Annotated in this window: 15 protein-coding genes; 7 read left to right on the top strand and 8 right to left on the bottom strand. The window is 67.7% G+C overall.

The window, feature by feature from the left end:
* Positions 1-15: 15 nt before the first annotated feature.
* Positions 16-1,803: a bifunctional 2',3'-cyclic-nucleotide 2'-phosphodiesterase/3'-nucleotidase gene (locus NBE95_RS10100; RefSeq protein ID WP_289893763.1), complete on the bottom strand. Its 1,788-nt coding sequence runs from the start codon at positions 1,801-1,803 to the stop codon at positions 16-18.
* 217 nt (positions 1,804-2,020) lie between these two features.
* Between NBE95_RS10100 and NBE95_RS10095 the strand changes: the two genes are divergently transcribed.
* Positions 2,021-2,482 (top strand): hypothetical protein, encoded by a 462-nt coding sequence (locus tag NBE95_RS10095; protein ID WP_289893762.1) that lies wholly within the window; start codon positions 2,021-2,023, stop codon positions 2,480-2,482.
* A 29-nt stretch (positions 2,483-2,511) separates the two neighbouring features.
* On the opposite strand, the gene NBE95_RS10090 is transcribed toward NBE95_RS10095, so the two are convergent.
* Positions 2,512-3,402: a prephenate dehydratase gene (locus NBE95_RS10090; RefSeq protein WP_289893761.1), complete on the bottom strand. Its 891-nt coding sequence runs from the start codon at positions 3,400-3,402 to the stop codon at positions 2,512-2,514.
* Between the two features lie 155 nt (positions 3,403-3,557).
* On the opposite strand from NBE95_RS10090, the gene NBE95_RS10085 reads away from it, so the two are divergent.
* The 6 genes from NBE95_RS10085 to NBE95_RS10060 all read left to right on the top strand — a co-directional run bounded on the left by NBE95_RS10085 (position 3,558) and on the right by NBE95_RS10060 (position 11,290).
* Positions 3,558-4,088, top strand: coding sequence for a cytochrome c family protein (locus tag NBE95_RS10085; RefSeq protein WP_289893760.1), 531 nt, complete (start codon positions 3,558-3,560; stop codon positions 4,086-4,088).
* A 184-nt stretch (positions 4,089-4,272) separates the two neighbouring features.
* Positions 4,273-6,174 (top strand): extracellular solute-binding protein, encoded by a 1,902-nt coding sequence (locus tag NBE95_RS10080; RefSeq protein ID WP_289893759.1) that lies wholly within the window; start codon positions 4,273-4,275, stop codon positions 6,172-6,174.
* A gap of 43 nt (positions 6,175-6,217) precedes the next feature.
* Entirely contained in the window at positions 6,218-7,357 is a 1,140-nt protein-coding gene (locus tag NBE95_RS10075; protein WP_289893758.1) for an ABC transporter permease subunit, read from the top strand.
* Positions 7,357-8,463: an ABC transporter permease gene (locus NBE95_RS10070; RefSeq protein WP_289893757.1), complete on the top strand. Its 1,107-nt coding sequence runs from the start codon at positions 7,357-7,359 to the stop codon at positions 8,461-8,463. The genes NBE95_RS10075 and NBE95_RS10070 overlap by 1 nt, the downstream gene beginning before the upstream one ends.
* On the top strand, positions 8,460-10,076 hold the full coding sequence (locus NBE95_RS10065) for an ABC transporter ATP-binding protein (RefSeq protein WP_289893756.1): 1,617 nt from the start codon (positions 8,460-8,462) through the stop codon (positions 10,074-10,076). The genes NBE95_RS10070 and NBE95_RS10065 overlap by 4 nt, the downstream gene beginning before the upstream one ends.
* Entirely contained in the window at positions 10,073-11,290 is a 1,218-nt protein-coding gene (locus NBE95_RS10060) for a glycosyltransferase (RefSeq protein ID WP_289893755.1), read from the top strand. The genes NBE95_RS10065 and NBE95_RS10060 overlap by 4 nt, the downstream gene beginning before the upstream one ends.
* Here NBE95_RS10060 and NBE95_RS10055 read toward each other — a convergent pair.
* From NBE95_RS10055 to NBE95_RS10030, 6 genes are all read right to left on the bottom strand, one after another.
* A complete protein-coding gene (locus tag NBE95_RS10055) occupies positions 11,287-11,766 on the bottom strand; it encodes a hypothetical protein (protein ID WP_289893754.1) in 480 nt (159 codons plus the stop codon). The two genes, NBE95_RS10060 and NBE95_RS10055, sit on opposite strands and share 4 nt — an antisense overlap.
* 55 nt (positions 11,767-11,821) lie before the next feature.
* Positions 11,822-12,547 (bottom strand): molecular chaperone DjiA, encoded by a 726-nt coding sequence (locus NBE95_RS10050; protein WP_289893753.1) that lies wholly within the window; start codon positions 12,545-12,547, stop codon positions 11,822-11,824.
* Between the two features lie 61 nt (positions 12,548-12,608).
* Entirely contained in the window at positions 12,609-13,433 is an 825-nt protein-coding gene (gene cysW / locus NBE95_RS10045) for a sulfate ABC transporter permease subunit CysW (protein WP_289893752.1), read from the bottom strand.
* The gene (gene cysT, locus NBE95_RS10040) at positions 13,433-14,275 is read right to left on the bottom strand and encodes a sulfate ABC transporter permease subunit CysT (protein WP_289893751.1); all 843 of its coding nucleotides are present in this window, start codon (positions 14,273-14,275) and stop codon (positions 13,433-13,435) included. Before cysT ends, cysW begins: the two co-directional genes overlap by 1 nt.
* Positions 14,272-15,270, bottom strand: coding sequence for a sulfate ABC transporter substrate-binding protein (locus tag NBE95_RS10035; RefSeq protein ID WP_289893750.1), 999 nt, complete (start codon positions 15,268-15,270; stop codon positions 14,272-14,274). The genes cysT and NBE95_RS10035 overlap by 4 nt, the downstream gene beginning before the upstream one ends.
* On the bottom strand, positions 15,267-16,367 hold the full coding sequence (locus tag NBE95_RS10030) for a sulfate/molybdate ABC transporter ATP-binding protein (RefSeq protein ID WP_289893749.1): 1,101 nt from the start codon (positions 16,365-16,367) through the stop codon (positions 15,267-15,269). The genes NBE95_RS10035 and NBE95_RS10030 overlap by 4 nt, the downstream gene beginning before the upstream one ends.
* Positions 16,368-16,571: the final 204 nt, after the last annotated feature.

Below are 16,571 nucleotides of genomic sequence, written 5' to 3'. Positions count from 1 at the left end.
CAAGCGCCTTGCCGGCTAGAGATGCAGGCGCAGGCGCAGGAAGCCGTCCGGGCCGATGCCGGCCGGTTCGACCGGGGTGCCGAGCGCGTCGAGATGGGCTGCGGCCGCCGGCCCGGTCTCGAACAGGACCGAGGTGCCGGGCAGGGGGCGGAAGCTCCAGCCGGTGCGGGCGTCCGGGGCCAGCACGCGGCGGCGCGCCACATAGCGGCGCAGCACCTCGCGGGTGCGCGAGGTGCTGTCCAGCAGCACCGGCCGCCCCGCCGCCACCGGCGCGAACAGCCCGCAATCGGAAAGGCGATAGCTGTTGGTCACCAGGATGAACTGCTGGTCGGCCGCCACCGGCTGGCGGCGATGGGTCATGGCGCCGATCCGGTGCGAATCGGCATGGGCCAACGCGCCGTCCGGGGCGTAGCGCGGCGGCAGGCTCAGGTCGATCTGCCAGTCGAGCCCGTCGATCACGTCGAAATTATAGGTGGGAAACTCGGGGTCGATCAGCGGCTGGTCGGGCTTTCCCGGCTGGACCTGCAGAAACAGGCTGGCCGAGCGTTCCAGCCATTCGCGCAGCTCGGCCCCGGTCAGGCGGATGGCGCAGATCCGGTTCGGGAACAGGTAGAGATCGGCGATGTTGCGCAGCGTCAGCCGCCCCGCTGGCACGTCGGTGTAATGCTGCGGCCCGCCGCGGCCGCCGGCGCGGAAGGGCGCGGCGGCCGACAGGATCGGCAGATCCTGCCAGCGCGTGCCGCGCAGCGCCCGCCGCACATGCCAGCGCTGCGCCATGGCCACCAGCCGCAGGCCGGGATCCTCGCCGATCAGCGCGAAATAGCTGCTGAGCGGTCGTTCGGTGCGGCCGATGCGGCGGCGGAAATGCCGCAGGGTCTGGCGATGGGCGGAAAGGGCCGGGCCGCTGACGCTGGCGTGATCCTCCTCGGCCGCGACCGGCTCGGCGCGGCAGGTGAAATCGGCGATGCGCCAGCCGGTGCCGGCGCTTTCCAGCCGCAGGTCGATCAGCCCCAGATGCGAGCCCCAGAAGCCCGGCATCACCGCCGGCTTGCCGGCCAGCGTGCCGCGCCGGGCGTCGATCCCGGGCCCCTGCGGATGGGCGGCCGAGGGGAAGACCCGGTGCGTATGGCCGGCGATCACCAGGTCGATGCCGGGCAGGGCGGCCAGCGCGGTGGCGGCGTTCTCCATCATCGGCGCCGGCTGCAGTGCGCCGATGCCGCTATGCGACAGCGCCACGACCAGATCCGCACCCTGCTGGCGCAGCGCCTCGATGCCGGCCCGGGCCGCCTGCAGGATGTCGGCGACCCGGATCTCGGGGCGCAGGGCCGGCTCCCAATCCACGGTCTGCGGCGGCAGGAAACCCAGCACGCCGATCCGCAGCCGCCGGGCCGTGCCGCGGCTGTCGCGGACCTGCCGTTCCAGCAGCAGGTGTTGGCTGACCGGCAGCGGCCGGACCGGATGCAGGTTGGTGGCGGCAAAGGGGAACTCGGCCCCCTCCAGCGCCCGGCGCAGGAAGCCGGTGCCGAAGCTGAAATCGTGATTGCCCAGCGTTGCCGCGTCGTAGCGCAGCGCGTTCATCGCCGCGATGGCCGGATGCGGGCCGATTCCCCCGCTCTCGGCCAGGTAATCGCCCATCGGGCTGCCCTGCAGGAAATCGCCATTGTCGAAAAGCAGGCAATTCTCTGCCGTGCGGCGGGCTTGGGCGATCAGCGCGGCGGCACGGGACAGGCCGATATGCCCGGCGGGCCGATCCGCCAAATAATCATAGCCCAGCACATGCATGTGCAGATCCGTCGTCGCCATGATGCGAAGTGCAATCGAAACAGGAAATTGCGAGGCGTCGGCTTGAAAATCTTTACGGCACATGCCGATTGCATGCTGTCATTAACGACAATATGCAACTATAGATTGCATCGCCCGGCGCGATCCCTCGGGGTATGTGGCGGCCTTGCATGCTGCGCTGCAACATGGGAAGAACCGGGCAGAGCCCTTCAGATCGTTTTTCATCGCCGGATTATCCATGAAATTCTCGACCCGACAGGACACCGACCTTTCCGCCGACGAGCTTTTTCGGGCGATGAGCAACTTCGCCAATATCGAGCGGTTGCTTGTGCGGCGCGGCGCCTCGGTGCGGCGGCTGGACGATCTGGCGCAACCCGGCGTCGGCATGCGCTGGCATGTCGGCTTCGACTGGCGCGGACGTCAGCGGGAATTGCAGCTTGAATTGGCGCGGCTCGACCGGCCCGAGCTGATGGTGATCGAGGGCAGCTCGGACCAGTTCAACCTGACGCTTCGCATGACCGTGGTGGCGCTGACCCCCAGCAAGTCGCGGCTGATCTTCGAGGCCGAGGTGCAGCCCCGCGGCATGAAGGCGCGGCTGTTGCTGCAGACCGCCAAATTGGGCAAGGCGCAGCTTGACCGCAAGTTCGCCGGACGCATCGGCGATTTCGTCAACCGCATGTCCGCCGAGGCGATGGCCTGAAACTGAAACCGGGCCGCGCCGGTGGCGGCTCAGCCCTCGACCGGTTCCCGGCGGGCTTGCGCGGCGCGCAGCGGATCGGCCGGGTAGACGCCCAGGATGTTCAGGCTCGAGGTGAAATAATCCAGCTCTTCCAGCGCGCGGGCGACATGCGGATCCTCGGGATGGCCCTCGATATCGGCATAGAACTGCGTGGCGGTGAACACGCCGTCCACCATGTAGCTTTCCAGCTTGGTCATGTTGACGCCGTTGGTGGCGAAGCCGCCAAGCGCCTTGTAAAGCGCCGCCGGGATGTTGCGGACCCGGAAGACGAAGCTGGTCATCATCGTTGCGCCGCCCTGGGGATTGGTGCGGCGGCTGAAATCGGGCTGCCGGGCCATGACCAGGAAGCGGGTGGTGTTGTTTTGCCGGTCCTCGATCCCCGAGGCGAGTTCCTCGAGCCCGTAGATTTCGCCCGCAAGCGGCGCGGCCAGCGCGGCCAGCGCCTTTTCGCCCCGCCGCGCCACCTCGAGCGCCGAACCGGCGGTATCGGCGCCGACCAGGCCGTGGATGGCATGGCGGCGCAGGAAGCCGCGGCATTGGCCCAGCAGCACCGGATGGCTCATCGCCTCGCTGACCTCGGACAGCCGGGTGCCGGGCACCGCCAGCAGGCTGATGCGCACCCGCACGAAACCTTCGTCGATGATGTGCAGGCCGGTTTCCGGCAGCAGGTGGTGGATGTCCGCGACCCGGCCATAGGTCGAGTTCTCGACCGGCAGCATCGCCAGCTCCGCCCGGCCGCTGCGCACCGCCTCGATAGTGTCCTCGAAGGTGCGGCAGGGCAGGGCCTCCATCTGCGGGCGATAGGACCGGCAGGCCTGATGGCTGTAGGCGCCGGGCTCGCCCTGGAACGCGATCACGTTCTGGACCGGGGTTTCGCTCATCTCTCACACCTTCGCTTGCGGGGCGCGGCCGCCCGTGTCGGGGCGGTGACTCCGCCCGTTTTGTGTTATGGGGGCGACAACTATACCTTGAACCATCGGAACAAAAGCGCATAGATACGGCCAAATCCACGGATAGACCCAAGGGACCCGCAGACATGTTCGATACCATGACCGTCACCAAGGCAGCCGGGGCGTTGATCGGCTCGCTTCTGTTCCTTCTGCTGATGAGCTGGGCGGCATCGGGCATTTTTCACGTCGGTCCCGCCGGTCATGGCGCCGAGGGCGAGGAACATGCCCAGGCCTATACCATCCCGGTCGAGGATGCCGGCGGCGCCGAGGAGGAGGCTGCGGATGAGGGCCCCGATTTCGCCACCGTCCTGGCTTCGGCCGATGCCGCCGCGGGCGAGAAGGTCTTCGGCAAGTGCAAGGCCTGCCACAAGCTGGACGGCTCCGACGGCACCGGCCCGCATCTGAACGGCGTGGTCGGCCGCCCGGTGGCCAGCATCGCCGGCTTCAGCTATTCGGACGGCATGGTCGCGCATGGCGGCGACTGGACGCCCGAGGCGCTGCAGGAATTCCTGACCAACCCGAAATCCGTGGTCAAGGGCACCAAGATGGCTTTCGCCGGCCTGCCGAAGGTCGAGGATCGTGCCAACCTGATCGCCTATCTGGAAACCCAGAAGTAAGCCCCTGCCGGGTCGGAAGATGGCGGGCGTCCCCCTGGGGCGCCCTTTTTCGTTGCGCCGCGCCGCCCGCCGCTCACGCAATTGCATGTTGAACCGTGGCGCGTGGCTGCTAGCCTGCAGGCCAGGCGCGGGTCGGGATGCAATCCGGCCCGGATCGAGACAGAACGAGGATCAGAAAGACCCGATGACGATGCCCTTCCTGCGACATGCCCCGCTGGCCCTGCTGCTTGCGCTGACGCCCGCCGCCGTCCTGGCCCAGCAGCAGCCGACCGGGCAGACCCCGGAACAGGGCGCGGGACAGGCGCAGAAGCCCGGCACCATCGTGTCGCACGGCATCGCGGTCTTCGGCGAGCCGGCGCTTCCGGCGGATTTCAAGCACTTGCGCTATGTGAACCCCGAAGCGCCGAAGGGCGGCGAGATCTCGGAATGGTTCAGCGGCGGCTTCGACAGCTACAACCCCTATACCCATCGCGGCCGCGCGGCGCTGCTGTCGAACGTCATGCTGGAGCCGCTGATGGAAAGCGTCGCCGACGAGATCGGCAGCGCCTATTGCCTGCTCTGCGAGACCATCGAATATCCCGAAAGCCGCGACTGGGTGATCTTCCACCTGCGCCCCGAGGCGAAATTCTCGGACGGCACGCCGCTGACCGCGCATGACGTGCTGTTTTCGTTCGAGCTGTTGCGCGACAAGGGGCTGTCCTCCTATCGCACCATCATCTCGAAGGTGGTCGCCAAGGCCGAGGTGATCGACGAGCACACGATCAAGTTCATCTTCCAGCCGCACTATCCGCGTCGCGACGTGATCCAGTCGGTCGGCGGCCAGATCGTCTTCTCGCGCGAGGATTTCCGCAAGAACAAGCGCGACGTCGAACAGTCGAGCGCCATTCCCTTCGTCGGCTCGGGCCCCTACATGTTCGACAAGGCCGAGATGGGCCGCTCGATCACCGTGCGGCGCAACCCGGACTATTGGGGCAACGACCTGCCGATCAACATCGGCCGGCACAATTTCGACCGCATCCGCGTCGAGTATTTCGGCGATTACGACAGCGCCTTCGAGGCTTTCAAGGCCGGGGTCTATACCTTCCGCAACGAAGCCAGCTCGATCCACTGGGCGACGCGCTACGATTTTCCCGCCGTGCAATCCGGGGTGGTGAAAAAGGAGGCGCTGCCGGACGGCACCATCGCCAACGGCCAGGGCTGGGTCTTCAACCTGCGCCGTCCCAAGTTCCAGGACATCCGCGTGCGCGAGGCGATCGGGCTGATGTTCAATTTCGAATGGTCGAACGAGACGCTGTTCTATGGGCTTTACCAGCGCGTGAACTCTGCTTGGGACAACAGCCCGCTGAAGGCCGAGGGCAAGCCCAGCGAGGCCGAGCTGGCGCTGTTGAGGCCCCTGGCCGCGGACCTGCCCAAGGAGGTGCTGACCGAGGATGCCGTGGTCCAGCCGGTCTCGGGCAAGAACCAGCTTGATCGCGGTCACATGCGCCGCGCCGCCAAACTTCTGGACGAGGCGGGCTGGAAGCCGGGCGCGGACGGGCTGCGCCGCAATGCCAAGGGCGAGGTGCTGCGGGTCGAGTTCCTGAACGACAGCGCCACCTTCGACCGGGTCATCAACCCCTTCGTGCAGAACCTGCGCGCCATCGGCATCGACGCGGTGAACGCCCGCGTGGACGATGCCGAGATGACCAACCGCACCCGCAGCCATGATTTCGACATCGTGACCGACCATCTGGCGCAGGGCTATTTCATCAGCGGCGATACCGAGCAGACCTTCGGCTCGGAAAATCTCGGCGACGTGTTCAACCCGATGGGCCTGGCCAATCCGGCCATCGACGCGCTGGTCCAGCAGGGCATCGAGGCGACCACCCAGGAGGAGATGACCACCGTCGCCCATGCGCTGGACCGCAGCCTGCGCGCCCTGCGCTTCTGGGTGCCGCAATGGTACAAGGCCGAGCATACCGTTGCCTATTACGACATCTTCGGCCATCCCGAGACCTTGCCGCCCTATGCGCTGGGTGAGCTTGATTTCTGGTGGTATGACGCGGATAAGGCGGCAAAGCTGAAACAATCCGGCGCGCTGCGCTAGGGCCTTCGGGGCCGGTGCGGATCAAGGCGGAGCAAAGGGACGGATGGCAGCCTATATCCTGCGGCGCTTGCTGCTGATCATACCCACGCTGATCGGCATCATGCTGGTCAACTTCACGCTGACGCAATTCGTCCCCGGCGGCCCGATCGAGCAGATCATCGCCCGCGTCCAGGGCGAGGGCGACGCGCTGCGCAACATCACCGGCGGCGGCGGCGAGGCGGCGCAGAACACCGAATATGCCGGGGCACGCGGCATCCCGCCCGAGCTGCTGGACCAGTTGGAAGTCCAGATGGGCTTTGCCAAGATCGTCTGCACGCCCGCGCATGAGGGCGAGCCGGACCTGAAATCCCCCGATTGCGCCAAGGAAAAGATCGGCGCGGTCGAGCGTTTCCTGATCATGCTGGGCAATTACGTCCGCTTCGATTTCGGCACCAGCTTCTTCCGCTCGATCTCGGTGATCGACCTGGTGCTGGAAAAGATGCCGGTCTCGATCACGCTGGGGCTGTGGTCGACGCTGATCGCCTATCTGATCTCGATCCCGCTGGGCATCCGCAAGGCGGTCCGGAACGGCTCGGCCTTTGACACCTGGACCAGCGGCATCATCATCGTCGGCTATGCGATCCCGGCCTTCCTGTTCGCGGTGCTGCTGATGGTGCTGTTCGCCGGCGGCAGCTACTGGCAGATCTTCCCGCTGCGCGGGCTGACCTCGGACAACTGGGCCGATCTGAGCCTGTGGGGCAAGGTCAAGGACTATCTGTGGCACATCACCCTGCCGGTGCTGGCGACGACCATCTCCAGCTTCGCCACCCTGACGCTGCTGACCAAGAACAGCTTCCTGGACGAGATCAACAAGCAATATGTCATGACCGCCCGCGCCAAGGGCCTGACCGAGGGCCGCGTGCTTTACGGGCATGTGTTCCGCAACGCCATGCTGATCGTGATCGCCGGCTTCCCGTCGATGTTCCTGGGCGTGTTCTTCGGCGCCTCGATCCTGATCGAGACCATCTTCTCGCTTGACGGGCTGGGCCGGCTGGGCTTCGAGGCGGCGGTGCAGCGCGACTACCCGGTGATCTTCGGCACGCTTTATGTCTTCGGGCTGCTGGGTCTGCTGGTCGGCATCCTGTCGGACCTGATGTATGTGCTGGTCGATCCGCGCATCGACTTCGAGCGGAGGGCCGGCTGATGGCCATGACCGAGCTGACCCGCCGCCGATTGCGCAATTTCCGGCGCAACAAGCGCGCCTTCTGGTCGCTGATCGTCTTCACGGTGCTGTTCGTCGCCTCGCTGTTCGCGGAACTGATCGCCAACGACAAGCCGATCCTGGTCAGCTACCGGGGCGAGTTGCATGTCCCGGTCTATCGCTTCTATCCCGAGACCGCCTTCGGCGGCGATTTCGGCACCGAGGCGATCTATACCGATCCCGGCGTGCAATGCCTGATCCGCACCGGCGGACGGCCCGAATGCTGGGACGACCCCGAGACGACCGAGCGCGAGACCCGCGAAACCGGCATGGTCGCCGGCGAGAAGGTCGAGCCCGGCTGGATGCTTTGGCCGCCGATCCCCTATCACTATCGCAGCATCAACAATGTCGGCACCGCCCCCAGCCCGCCGGACGGCGCGCATCTGCTCGGCACCGACGACACCTCGCGCGACGTGCTGGCGCGGGTGATCTACGGCTTCCGCCTGTCGATCCTGTTCACGCTGATCGTCACCGTGGTCGCCTCGCTTCTGGGAATCACCGCGGGCGCCGTGCAGGGCTATTTCGGCGGCCGCACCGATCTGGTGTTTCAGAGATTGCTTGAGATATGGGGCTCAACCCCTTCTCTTTACGTCATCATCATCCTGTTCGCGATTTTGGGGCGCAGCTTCTGGCTGCTGGTCTTCGTCTCGATCCTGTTCGGCTGGCCGGCGCTGGTCGGCGTGGTGCGGGCCGAGTTCCTGCGGGCGCGCAACTTCGAATATGTCCGCGCCGCCCGGGCGCTGGGGGTCAATGACCGCACCATCATGTTCCGCCACATCCTGCCCAATGCCATGGTGGCGACGCTGACCATGCTGCCCTTTGTCGTCACCGGCACCATCTCGTCGCTGGCGGCGCTGGATTATCTGGGCTACGGCCTGCCGACCTCGGCCCCGTCGCTGGGCGAGCTGGCCTTGCAGGCCAAGCAGAACCTGCAGGCGCCCTGGCTGGGCTTCACCGCCTTCTTCAGCTTCGCCATCATGCTGTCGCTGCTGGTGTTCATCTTCGAGGGCGTGCGCGACGCCTTCGACCCAAGAAAGACCTTCCGATGACGCCGGTTCTGGAAGTCAGCGACCTGCGGGTGGGGTTCCGGCAGGACGGGCAGCTTGTCCCCGCCGTCAAGGGCGTCAGCTTCACCGTCGGCAGGGGCGAGACGGTGGCGCTGGTCGGGGAATCCGGCTCGGGCAAATCGGTCACGGCGCTGTCGACCGTGCGGTTGCTGGGCGAGGCGGCCGAGGTCGCGGGCTCGGTCCGCTATGCCGGGCGCGAGTTGCTGGGCGCCTCCGAGCCCGAGCTGCGCCGGGTGCGCGGCAACGACATCAGCTTCATCTTCCAGGAGCCGATGACCTCGCTGAACCCGCTGCACACCCTGGAACGGCAGCTGGCCGAAAGCCTGGCGCTGCACCAGGGGCTGCGCGGCGCGGCGGCGCGGGCGCGGGTCGTCGAGCTGCTGACCCGCGTCGGCATCCGCGACCCGGAAACCCGGCTTGCCGATTACCCGCATCAACTCTCGGGCGGCCAGCGCCAGCGGGTGATGATCGCCATGGCATTGGCCAATGGCCCCGAGCTGCTGATCGCCGACGAGCCGACCACGGCGCTGGACGTGACCATCCAGGCGCAGATCATGGAGCTGCTGGCCGAGTTGAAGGCCGCCGAGGGCCTGTCGATGCTGTTCATCAGCCACGATCTCGGGCTGGTGCGCCGCATCGCCGACCGGGTCTGCGTGATGAAGGGCGGCGAGATCGTCGAGCAGGGCCCGGTCGAGCAGATCTTCGCCCATCCGCAGCACGACTATACCCGCATGCTGCTGGCGGCCGAGCCCAAGGGCCGGGCCGAGCCGCTGGCCGGCGACCCGCCCGAGGTGGTGGCGACCCGCGATCTCAAGGTCTGGTTTCCGATCCAGCGCGGCTTCCTGCGCCGCACCGTCGGCCACGTCAAGGCGGTGAACGGCGCCACGCTGTCGGTGCGGGCGGGCGAGACGCTGGGCATCGTCGGCGAATCCGGCAGCGGCAAGACCACGCTGGCGCTGGCGATCATGCGGCTGATCGAAAGCGACGGGCCGATCCTCTATATGGGCCGCGATATTTCCAGGGTGCCGGGCCGGGCGCTGCGGTCCTTGCGCCGCGATATGCAGATCGTCTTTCAGGATCCCTATGGCAGCCTGTCGCCGCGCATGACGGTCGAGCAGATCATCGCCGAGGGCCTGGGCGTGCATGGCGTCGAGCCGGGCCGCGACCGCCGGCAGATGGTGGATGAAATCATGCGCGAGGTCGGGCTCGACCCGGCCACCATGCACCGCTATCCGCATGAATTCAGCGGCGGCCAGCGCCAGCGCATCGCCATCGCCCGCGCGATGATCCTGAACCCCAGGCTGGTGGTGCTGGACGAACCCACCTCGGCGCTGGACATGACCGTGCAGGTGCAGATCGTCGAGCTGCTGCGCCGGTTGCAGAAGAAGCATGGGCTGGCCTTCCTGTTCATCAGCCACGACCTGCGCGTCGTGCGCGCCATGTCGCACCAGATCATGGTCATGCGCGCCGGCGAGGTGGTCGAGCAGGGTGCGACAGACGCGGTTTTCGACCGTCCGAAAAGCGACTACACTCGCCGCCTGATCCAGGCGGCCTTCCTGACGGCAGTGCGTGAAGATTCATCGGTAAGCCAATGAAAATCCTGTTTGTCCATCAGAACTTTCCGGGGCAGTTCCTGCATCTGGCGCCGGCGCTGGTGGCGCGCGGCCATGACGTCCTGGCGCTGACCGACGAAAAGAACGAACGTCCCTCGCCGGTCCGGGTGGTGCGCTACAAGGCGCCGGGCGAGCTGAATCTGCCGCCGATGCTGGGCCGGACCTATAGCGAGATGGCCGAGCGCGGCTGGCTGGCGGCGCGCGGCTGCCGGGCGCTGCGCGACCGGCACGGCTACACGCCCGATGTGATCTTCGGCCATAGCGGCTGGGGCGAGACGTTGTTCCTGCACGAGATCTGGCCCCAGGCGAAGCTGCTGGTCTATGCCGAGCTCATGTATCGCACCCGCGGCCATGATGTCGGTTTCGACCCCGAGATCAGCCCGGACAGCGACGAAGGGCGGGTCAGTACCATCGCGCGCTCGGCGCATCTGATCCAGGGGCTGGTGCAGGCCGATGCCGGGCTGGCGCCGACCGAATACCAGGCCAATTCCTTCCCGCCCGAGCTGCGCGGCAAGCTGACGGTGATCCATGACGGCATCGACACGCTGAAGGTCTGCCCCAATCCGCAGGCCGAATTCCTGCTGCCCGACGGGCGCAAGTTTCGGCCCGGAGACGAGGTGCTGACCTATGTCTCGCGTTCGCTGGAGCCGTATCGCGGTTTCCACCGCTTCATGCGCGCGCTGCCCGAGGTGCTGCGCGCGCGGCCGAACGCGCAGGTGGTGCTGATCGGCGGCGACGGGGTCAGCTATGGCAGCGCGCCCAAGGATGCGGCGAACTGGAAGGACAAGCTGCTGGCGGAACTCGACGGCCGGCTGGACCTGGCGCGGGTGCATTTCATGGGTCGGGTGCCCTATCCGCAATATCTGGCGCTGCTGCAGGTCGCGAAAGTGCATTGCTACCTGACCTATCCCTTTGTGCTGAGCTGGTCGCTGACCGAAGCCATGGCGGCCGGCTGCTACATCGTCGGTTCGGATACCGAGCCGGTGCGCGAACTGGTCCGCGACGGCGAGAACGGTCGGCTGGTGCCGTTCTTCGACCAGCCGGCGCTGGAGACGGCGCTGATCCGCGGCCTGGCCGGCGATCCCGATGCCGCGCGACTGCAGGCGGTGGCGCGCGAAACCATCCTGCACGGCTATGACCTGCACCGGCACAGCCTGCCGCGGCTGATCGACTGGGTGGAAGGCTTCGCGCCCTAAAGCTCGATCTCGCTTGCCGGGTCGCGGTCGGGCAGCGGCTTTGGCGCGTCCGGCAGCGGGTTCAGGCGCGGGTCGTCTTCTGGCGCCGGGCGCAGCATGTCGCGCAGCGCGTCGCCCACCGGCGGGGGCGACGGCGCATCGGCGCGGCGGCGGATCAGGATGTCGCCGTTCTCCAGCCGCTCGGGCGCCTGGTAGTTGCGCACGTCGTCCATCAGCTTGCCGATGTCCTGCAGCACCGGCGCGACCGAGCCCAGCGTGTCGCCCAGGTCGCGACCCAGCCGGTCCAGATGCGGCTCGGCCTCGTGCAGCAGGTTGCGCATGAAATTCTCGAGCCCGCCTTCCAGCGAGTCGGAATCCGGCGCCGGGATGTCCGATGGCGGCGGTTCGTCGGCAAGCGGCGGCTCGTAATCCTGCGCCATGGCGAGAAAGGCCGTCAGGGCGACACAGAGGGTTGCGGGGACAAGCAGATTGCGCATGGGCCGGTCCTTCGGCTGTTCGCAGGGAAACGGATGCCGGGCGGGCCGGGTTCCCTCAGGCCGGGCGGGCCTGATGCATGGTGCGGAAATTCTCCCAGGCTTCGTTCAGGGCGCGGGTGCGGGCCTCGGCCAGGCGGATGGCCTCGGGCGGCAGGCCGCGGGCGATGGCGCGGTCGGGATGGCTTTCGCGCACCAGATCGCGCCAGCGCCGCCGCGCCTCGGGCAGCGGCGTGTCGGGCGCGACGCCCAGCACCTCGCAGGAGGGGCAGCCCTGCCGGCGGTCGTGGCGGGCGCGGATCGCCGCCACCTGCTCGGCCGGCAGGCCGAAGATGCGCGCCACCTCGTCGATGAAGATGATCTCGGCCTCGTGCAGGTCGGTATCGGCGACGGCGATGATGAACAGCCCCTCGACCACGTCGGCCAGGACCGGGTCGCCCGGCGGGAACATCGCCGCGATGCGCCGCGCCCAGGCGTCGAAGCCCGCGACGTCCTGCCGTGCCAGGTCGAAGACCCGGGCGGCGTTCTTTTCCTCGGAGCGCGGGATGATGAAGACGCGGCGAAAGGCCGCCACCTCGGAGCGGGCCACGGCGCCGTCGGCCTTGGCGAGCTTGGCCCCCAGCGCGATCACGGCGATGGTGAAGGCCACGGATTTCTCGGGCGGGGTGGCCGGGCGGCGTGCGCCGACGATCGCCGCCAGCCGGTCGGCGATGCGTTGCCAGAAACTGCGCGGCTTGGGCAGTTCGGGGCAGGTCTTCTGCGGGTCCTTGATCGCGGCGTCCATGGCAGCAGCCTAGGCGGGGCGGGATGCCAAGTCCACTGACATTCCCGCCAGTTATGCGGCTTTACCTGCGGCTTTCCAGCGCCGCCTTCACGACCAGCACCACCAGCGCGATGACGGTCAGGGTCGAGGCGGCGGCAAAGGCGCCGGTGGTGTTGAGGTCGTTGAACATCAGCTCGATCTGCAGGGGCAGGGTGTTGGTCTGGCCGCGGATCGAGCCGGAAACCACCGACACGCCGCCGAACTCGCCCACGGCCCGCGCCGTGCACAGCACCGCGCCGTAAAGCAGCGCCCAGCGGATATTGGGCAGGGTGACGCGGGAAAACACCTGCCAGCCGCGCGCCCCCAGCGTGACCGCCGCCTGTTCCTGTTCCGAGCCCTGGGCCTGCATCAGCGGCAGCACCTCGCGCACCACGAAGGGGGCGGTGACGAACATGGTCACCAGCAGGATGCCGGGCAGGGCGAACATGACCTTCAGGTCATGCGCAGCCAGCCACGGGCCCAGCAGCCCTTGCCGGCCGTAAAGCAGCAGGTAGCAGATGCCGGCGATGATCGGCGAGATCGAGAACGGGATCTCGATCAGCACCATCAGCAGCTTGCGGCCCGGAAAGCGGAAACGGGCGATGGCCCAGGCGGCCGCGATGCCGAAGGCGATGTTGACCGGCACCACGATCACCGCGACCAGCGTCGTCAGCCAGATTGCATGCAGGACCAGCGGGTCGGTGATGTTGGCCAGATAGACCGCCCCGCCCTCGGCGAAGGCGCGCCAGAAGATGAAGGCCAGCGGCGCCACGACGAACACCGCCGTCAGCACGAAGGCGAGAGCGATCAGCAGCCGCGGCGCGGCGCGGCTTTGGCCGGGGGCGTGGGTCAGGGCGATGCTGCTCATCATCGGGCCTCCAGATGGCGGGCGGCGCGGAACTGGATCAGGTTCGAGACCACCAGCAGGACCAGCGCGAACATCAGCAGAACCAGCGCGATGGCGGCAGCGCCCTGGTAATCGTATTCTTCCAGCCGGATATAGGCCAGCAGCGCCGCGATCTCGGTCTTGAAGGGCAGGTTGCCGGCGATGAACACCACCGCGCCGAACTCGCCCAGGGATCGGGCGAAGGCCACGGTCGAGCCCGCCAGCCAGGCCGGCAGGATGGCCGGCAGCACCACGCGGCGGAAGATGGCGAAGGGCCGGGCGCCCAGCGTCATCGCCGCCTGTTCCAGCGCCGGGTCCAGATCCTCCAGCACCGGCTGGATGGCGCGCACCACGAAGGGGATCGAGGTGAAGGTCATCGCCAGGATCACGCCGCCCAGCGTATAGACCAGCTCGATTCCGGCACCGGTCAGCGCCGCGCCGAACCAGCCGTTCGCCGAATAAAGCGCGGTCAGCGAGATGCCGGCGACGGCGGTCGGCAGGGCGAAGGGAATGTCCATCAGCGCATCCAGGATGCGCTTGCCGGGAAAGTCGTAGCGCGTCAGCACCCAGGCCATCAAGAGCCCGTAGAAGGCGTTGAAGGCCGTGGCCGCGGCGGCGGCGGTCAGCGTCACCCGCAGCGCCGCCAGCGTGCGCGGCGCGGTGACGATGGCCCAGAACCGTGCCGGCCCGATCTCGGCGCCCTTCAGCATCAGCGCGATCACCGGGATCAGGATCACCAGCGCGACGTAAAGCAGCGTGGTGCCGAGGCTCAGCGAGAACCCCGGCAGCACGCGTTTCGCACGGATCGGCGCTGCGGCGGTCATCGGTTGACGAAGACCGTGTCGAGGATGCCGCCCTCGGCCAGATGCTCGGCCGTGACCTTGTCCCAGCCGCCGAAGACCTCATCGACGGTCAAGAGCTTCACCTTCGGGAACTCGGCGGCGTATTTCGCCGTCACCGCTTCGTCGGTGGTGCGGAAATGGTTCTTGGCCAGCGTCTCCTGCGCCTCGGGCGAATAGAGCCAGGTGAGATACTCGGTCGAGACCTCGGTGGTGCCGTTCTTCTCGGCATTCTCGCTGACCACGGCGACCGGGAAGGCGGCGAACAGACTGGTCGCCGGCGTCACCGCCTCGAAGCCCTGGGCCTCGTACTGCTTGGCGATGGCCTTGGTCTCGGCCTCGAAGGTGATCAGCACGTCGCCGATATTGCGCTCGGCGAAGGTCTGGGTGGCGGCGCGGCCGCCGGTGTCGAAGACCGGCACATTGGCAAAGATCTTGCCGACGAATTCCTGCGCCTTCTCGGGCGTGCCGCCCGCTTGCGTCAGGGCATAGGCATAGGCGGCCAGATAGGTATACCGGCCGTTGCCGCTGGTCTTGGGGTTCGGGAACACCGCCTGCACGTCGTCGCGGGCCAGGTCCGACCAGTCCTTGATGCCCTTGGGATTGCCCTTGCGCACCAGGAAGGCCGGCAGCGAGTAATAGGGCGAGGCACCGTTCGGCAGCGCTTCGCGCCAGTTCTCGGCCACCAGGCCGTTCTGGGCCAGCACGTCCACGTCGGTTTCCTGGTTGAAGGTCACCACATCGGCCGGCAGCCCTTCGAGAATGGCGCGCGCCTGTTTCGACGAACCGGCATGGCTTTGGTCGATGGTCACGTCGCGGCCGGTCTTGTCCTTCCAATAGGTCTGGAATTCGGGATTAAGCGCCTCGAACAGCTCGCGGCCGATATCATAGCTGACATTCAGGATCTTGTCCTGGGCCAGCGCCGGGGTGGTCCCCAGCAGAAGCGCCAGAGCGGCGACGTGAAGCTTGCGGATCATCATAGGCTTTTCTCCTTGCGGGGGAATTCGGCGGCGGCGGCCTGCGCGGATGCGGCGCGGGGGCCGGGAAAGATCGTGCCCGCCTCGGGGCGCAGATTGACGCGGGCGCCGGGGACCAGCCCCTGCGCCTCGGGCGCGCGGCGGGGCAGGTCGATGCCGAACTGGCCGGTGCCGTCGGTCAGGTCCAGCCGCAGCAGGGCGCCGTTGCTGGTGCGACGCGCCACCTGCCAGCGCCCGGAGGGATCGGCCAGCGGGGTGACGTCGGCGGGACGCAGGAACAGCGTCGCCGGCCCGTCGGGCAGGGCGCGGCGCGGCAGGCGGCTGGGATCCAGCCCCTGCGCCTCGGCCCGGCCGGCCTGCAGCATCACCGGCAATTCGATGGTCGCGCCCATGAAGCGGGCGACGAAGGGGCTGGCGGGGTGGTCGTGGATCTGGTCGGCATTGCCGATCTGCTCGATCCGTCCCTCGCCCATCACCACGACGCGGTCGGCCAGTTCGAAGGCTTCCTCCTGGTCATGGGTGACGAAGATCGTGGTCGAGCCGGTCTCGTCATGCACCTCGCGCAGCCAGGCGCGCAGGTCGCGGCGCACGGCGGCGTCCAGCGCCCCGAAAGGCTCGTCCAGCAGCAGCACCGTCGGCTCGATGGCCAGCGCGCGTCCCAGCGCCACGCGCTGGCGCTGCCCGCCCGAAAGCTGCGCCGGATAGCGGTCGCCCAGATGCGCGATCTGCAGGAATTCCAGCAATTGCCCGACCCTGGCCGCGATCACCGCCTTGCCGGGCCGCTGGGCGCGCGGGCGCACGGTCAGGCCGAAGGCGATGTTGTCGCGCACGCTCATATGCGGGAACAGCGCGTAATGCTGGAAGACGAAGCCGATGCGGCGGTCCTGCGCCGCCAGATGCAGCCAGTCGGCGCCATGCACCACCAGCCCGCCCGCATTCGGCCATTCCAGCCCGGCGATGATCTTCAGCAGCGTGGTCTTTCCCGAGCCCGAGGGTCCGAGCAGCGCCACCAGCTCGCCCGATTCAATGGTCAGGTCGATGCCGCGCAGCACTGCGGTGCCGTCGAAGCTCTTGGTCATGTGCTCGATGACGATGGACATGGGCGCCTCCGTTTCGGCAGCAGAGGTAACGGGCGGGTCCGGGCTCGGCAAGCCGGGCCCGCCGCGGGCGCCTGGACCGGCGACGAACGATTTCCCAAGGCTGGCCGGGCAGCGGACCGCTATTCGCTGCCCCCGGCCCTGGCGCGGAAAGCGTCCGGGCAGGGGCGGGGCGGCGGGCGCATTCTTCCTTATTTTTCATGCCGC

Source organism: Paracoccus sp. TOH (assembly GCF_030388245.1).
Lineage (GTDB): Bacteria > Pseudomonadota > Alphaproteobacteria > Rhodobacterales > Rhodobacteraceae > Paracoccus > Paracoccus simplex.
Note: the sequence above shows the minus strand (reverse complement) of the source record. Positions and strands in the feature narration are given on the sequence as shown.

Coding starts and splice junctions, on each gene's coding strand:
- NBE95_RS10100 (WP_289893763.1), bottom strand. CDS start 1,803: ATGGCGACGACGGATCTGCACATGCATGTGCTGGGCTATGATTATTTG.
- NBE95_RS10035 (WP_289893750.1), bottom strand. CDS start 15,270: ATGATGATCCGCAAGCTTCACGTCGCCGCTCTGGCGCTTCTGCTGGGG.
- NBE95_RS10055 (WP_289893754.1), bottom strand. CDS start 11,766: ATGCGCAATCTGCTTGTCCCCGCAACCCTCTGTGTCGCCCTGACGGCC.
- NBE95_RS10030 (WP_289893749.1), bottom strand. CDS start 16,367: ATGTCCATCGTCATCGAGCACATGACCAAGAGCTTCGACGGCACCGCA.
- NBE95_RS10090 (WP_289893761.1), bottom strand. CDS start 3,402: ATGAGCGAAACCCCGGTCCAGAACGTGATCGCGTTCCAGGGCGAGCCC.
- NBE95_RS10070 (WP_289893757.1), top strand. CDS start 7,357: ATGGCCATGACCGAGCTGACCCGCCGCCGATTGCGCAATTTCCGGCGC.
- NBE95_RS10095 (WP_289893762.1), top strand. CDS start 2,021: ATGAAATTCTCGACCCGACAGGACACCGACCTTTCCGCCGACGAGCTT.
- cysT (WP_289893751.1), bottom strand. CDS start 14,275: ATGACCGCCGCAGCGCCGATCCGTGCGAAACGCGTGCTGCCGGGGTTC.
- NBE95_RS10075 (WP_289893758.1), top strand. CDS start 6,218: ATGGCAGCCTATATCCTGCGGCGCTTGCTGCTGATCATACCCACGCTG.
- NBE95_RS10085 (WP_289893760.1), top strand. CDS start 3,558: ATGTTCGATACCATGACCGTCACCAAGGCAGCCGGGGCGTTGATCGGC.
- NBE95_RS10080 (WP_289893759.1), top strand. CDS start 4,273: ATGACGATGCCCTTCCTGCGACATGCCCCGCTGGCCCTGCTGCTTGCG.
- cysW (WP_289893752.1), bottom strand. CDS start 13,433: ATGAGCAGCATCGCCCTGACCCACGCCCCCGGCCAAAGCCGCGCCGCG.
- NBE95_RS10060 (WP_289893755.1), top strand. CDS start 10,073: ATGAAAATCCTGTTTGTCCATCAGAACTTTCCGGGGCAGTTCCTGCAT.
- NBE95_RS10065 (WP_289893756.1), top strand. CDS start 8,460: ATGACGCCGGTTCTGGAAGTCAGCGACCTGCGGGTGGGGTTCCGGCAG.
- NBE95_RS10050 (WP_289893753.1), bottom strand. CDS start 12,547: ATGGACGCCGCGATCAAGGACCCGCAGAAGACCTGCCCCGAACTGCCC.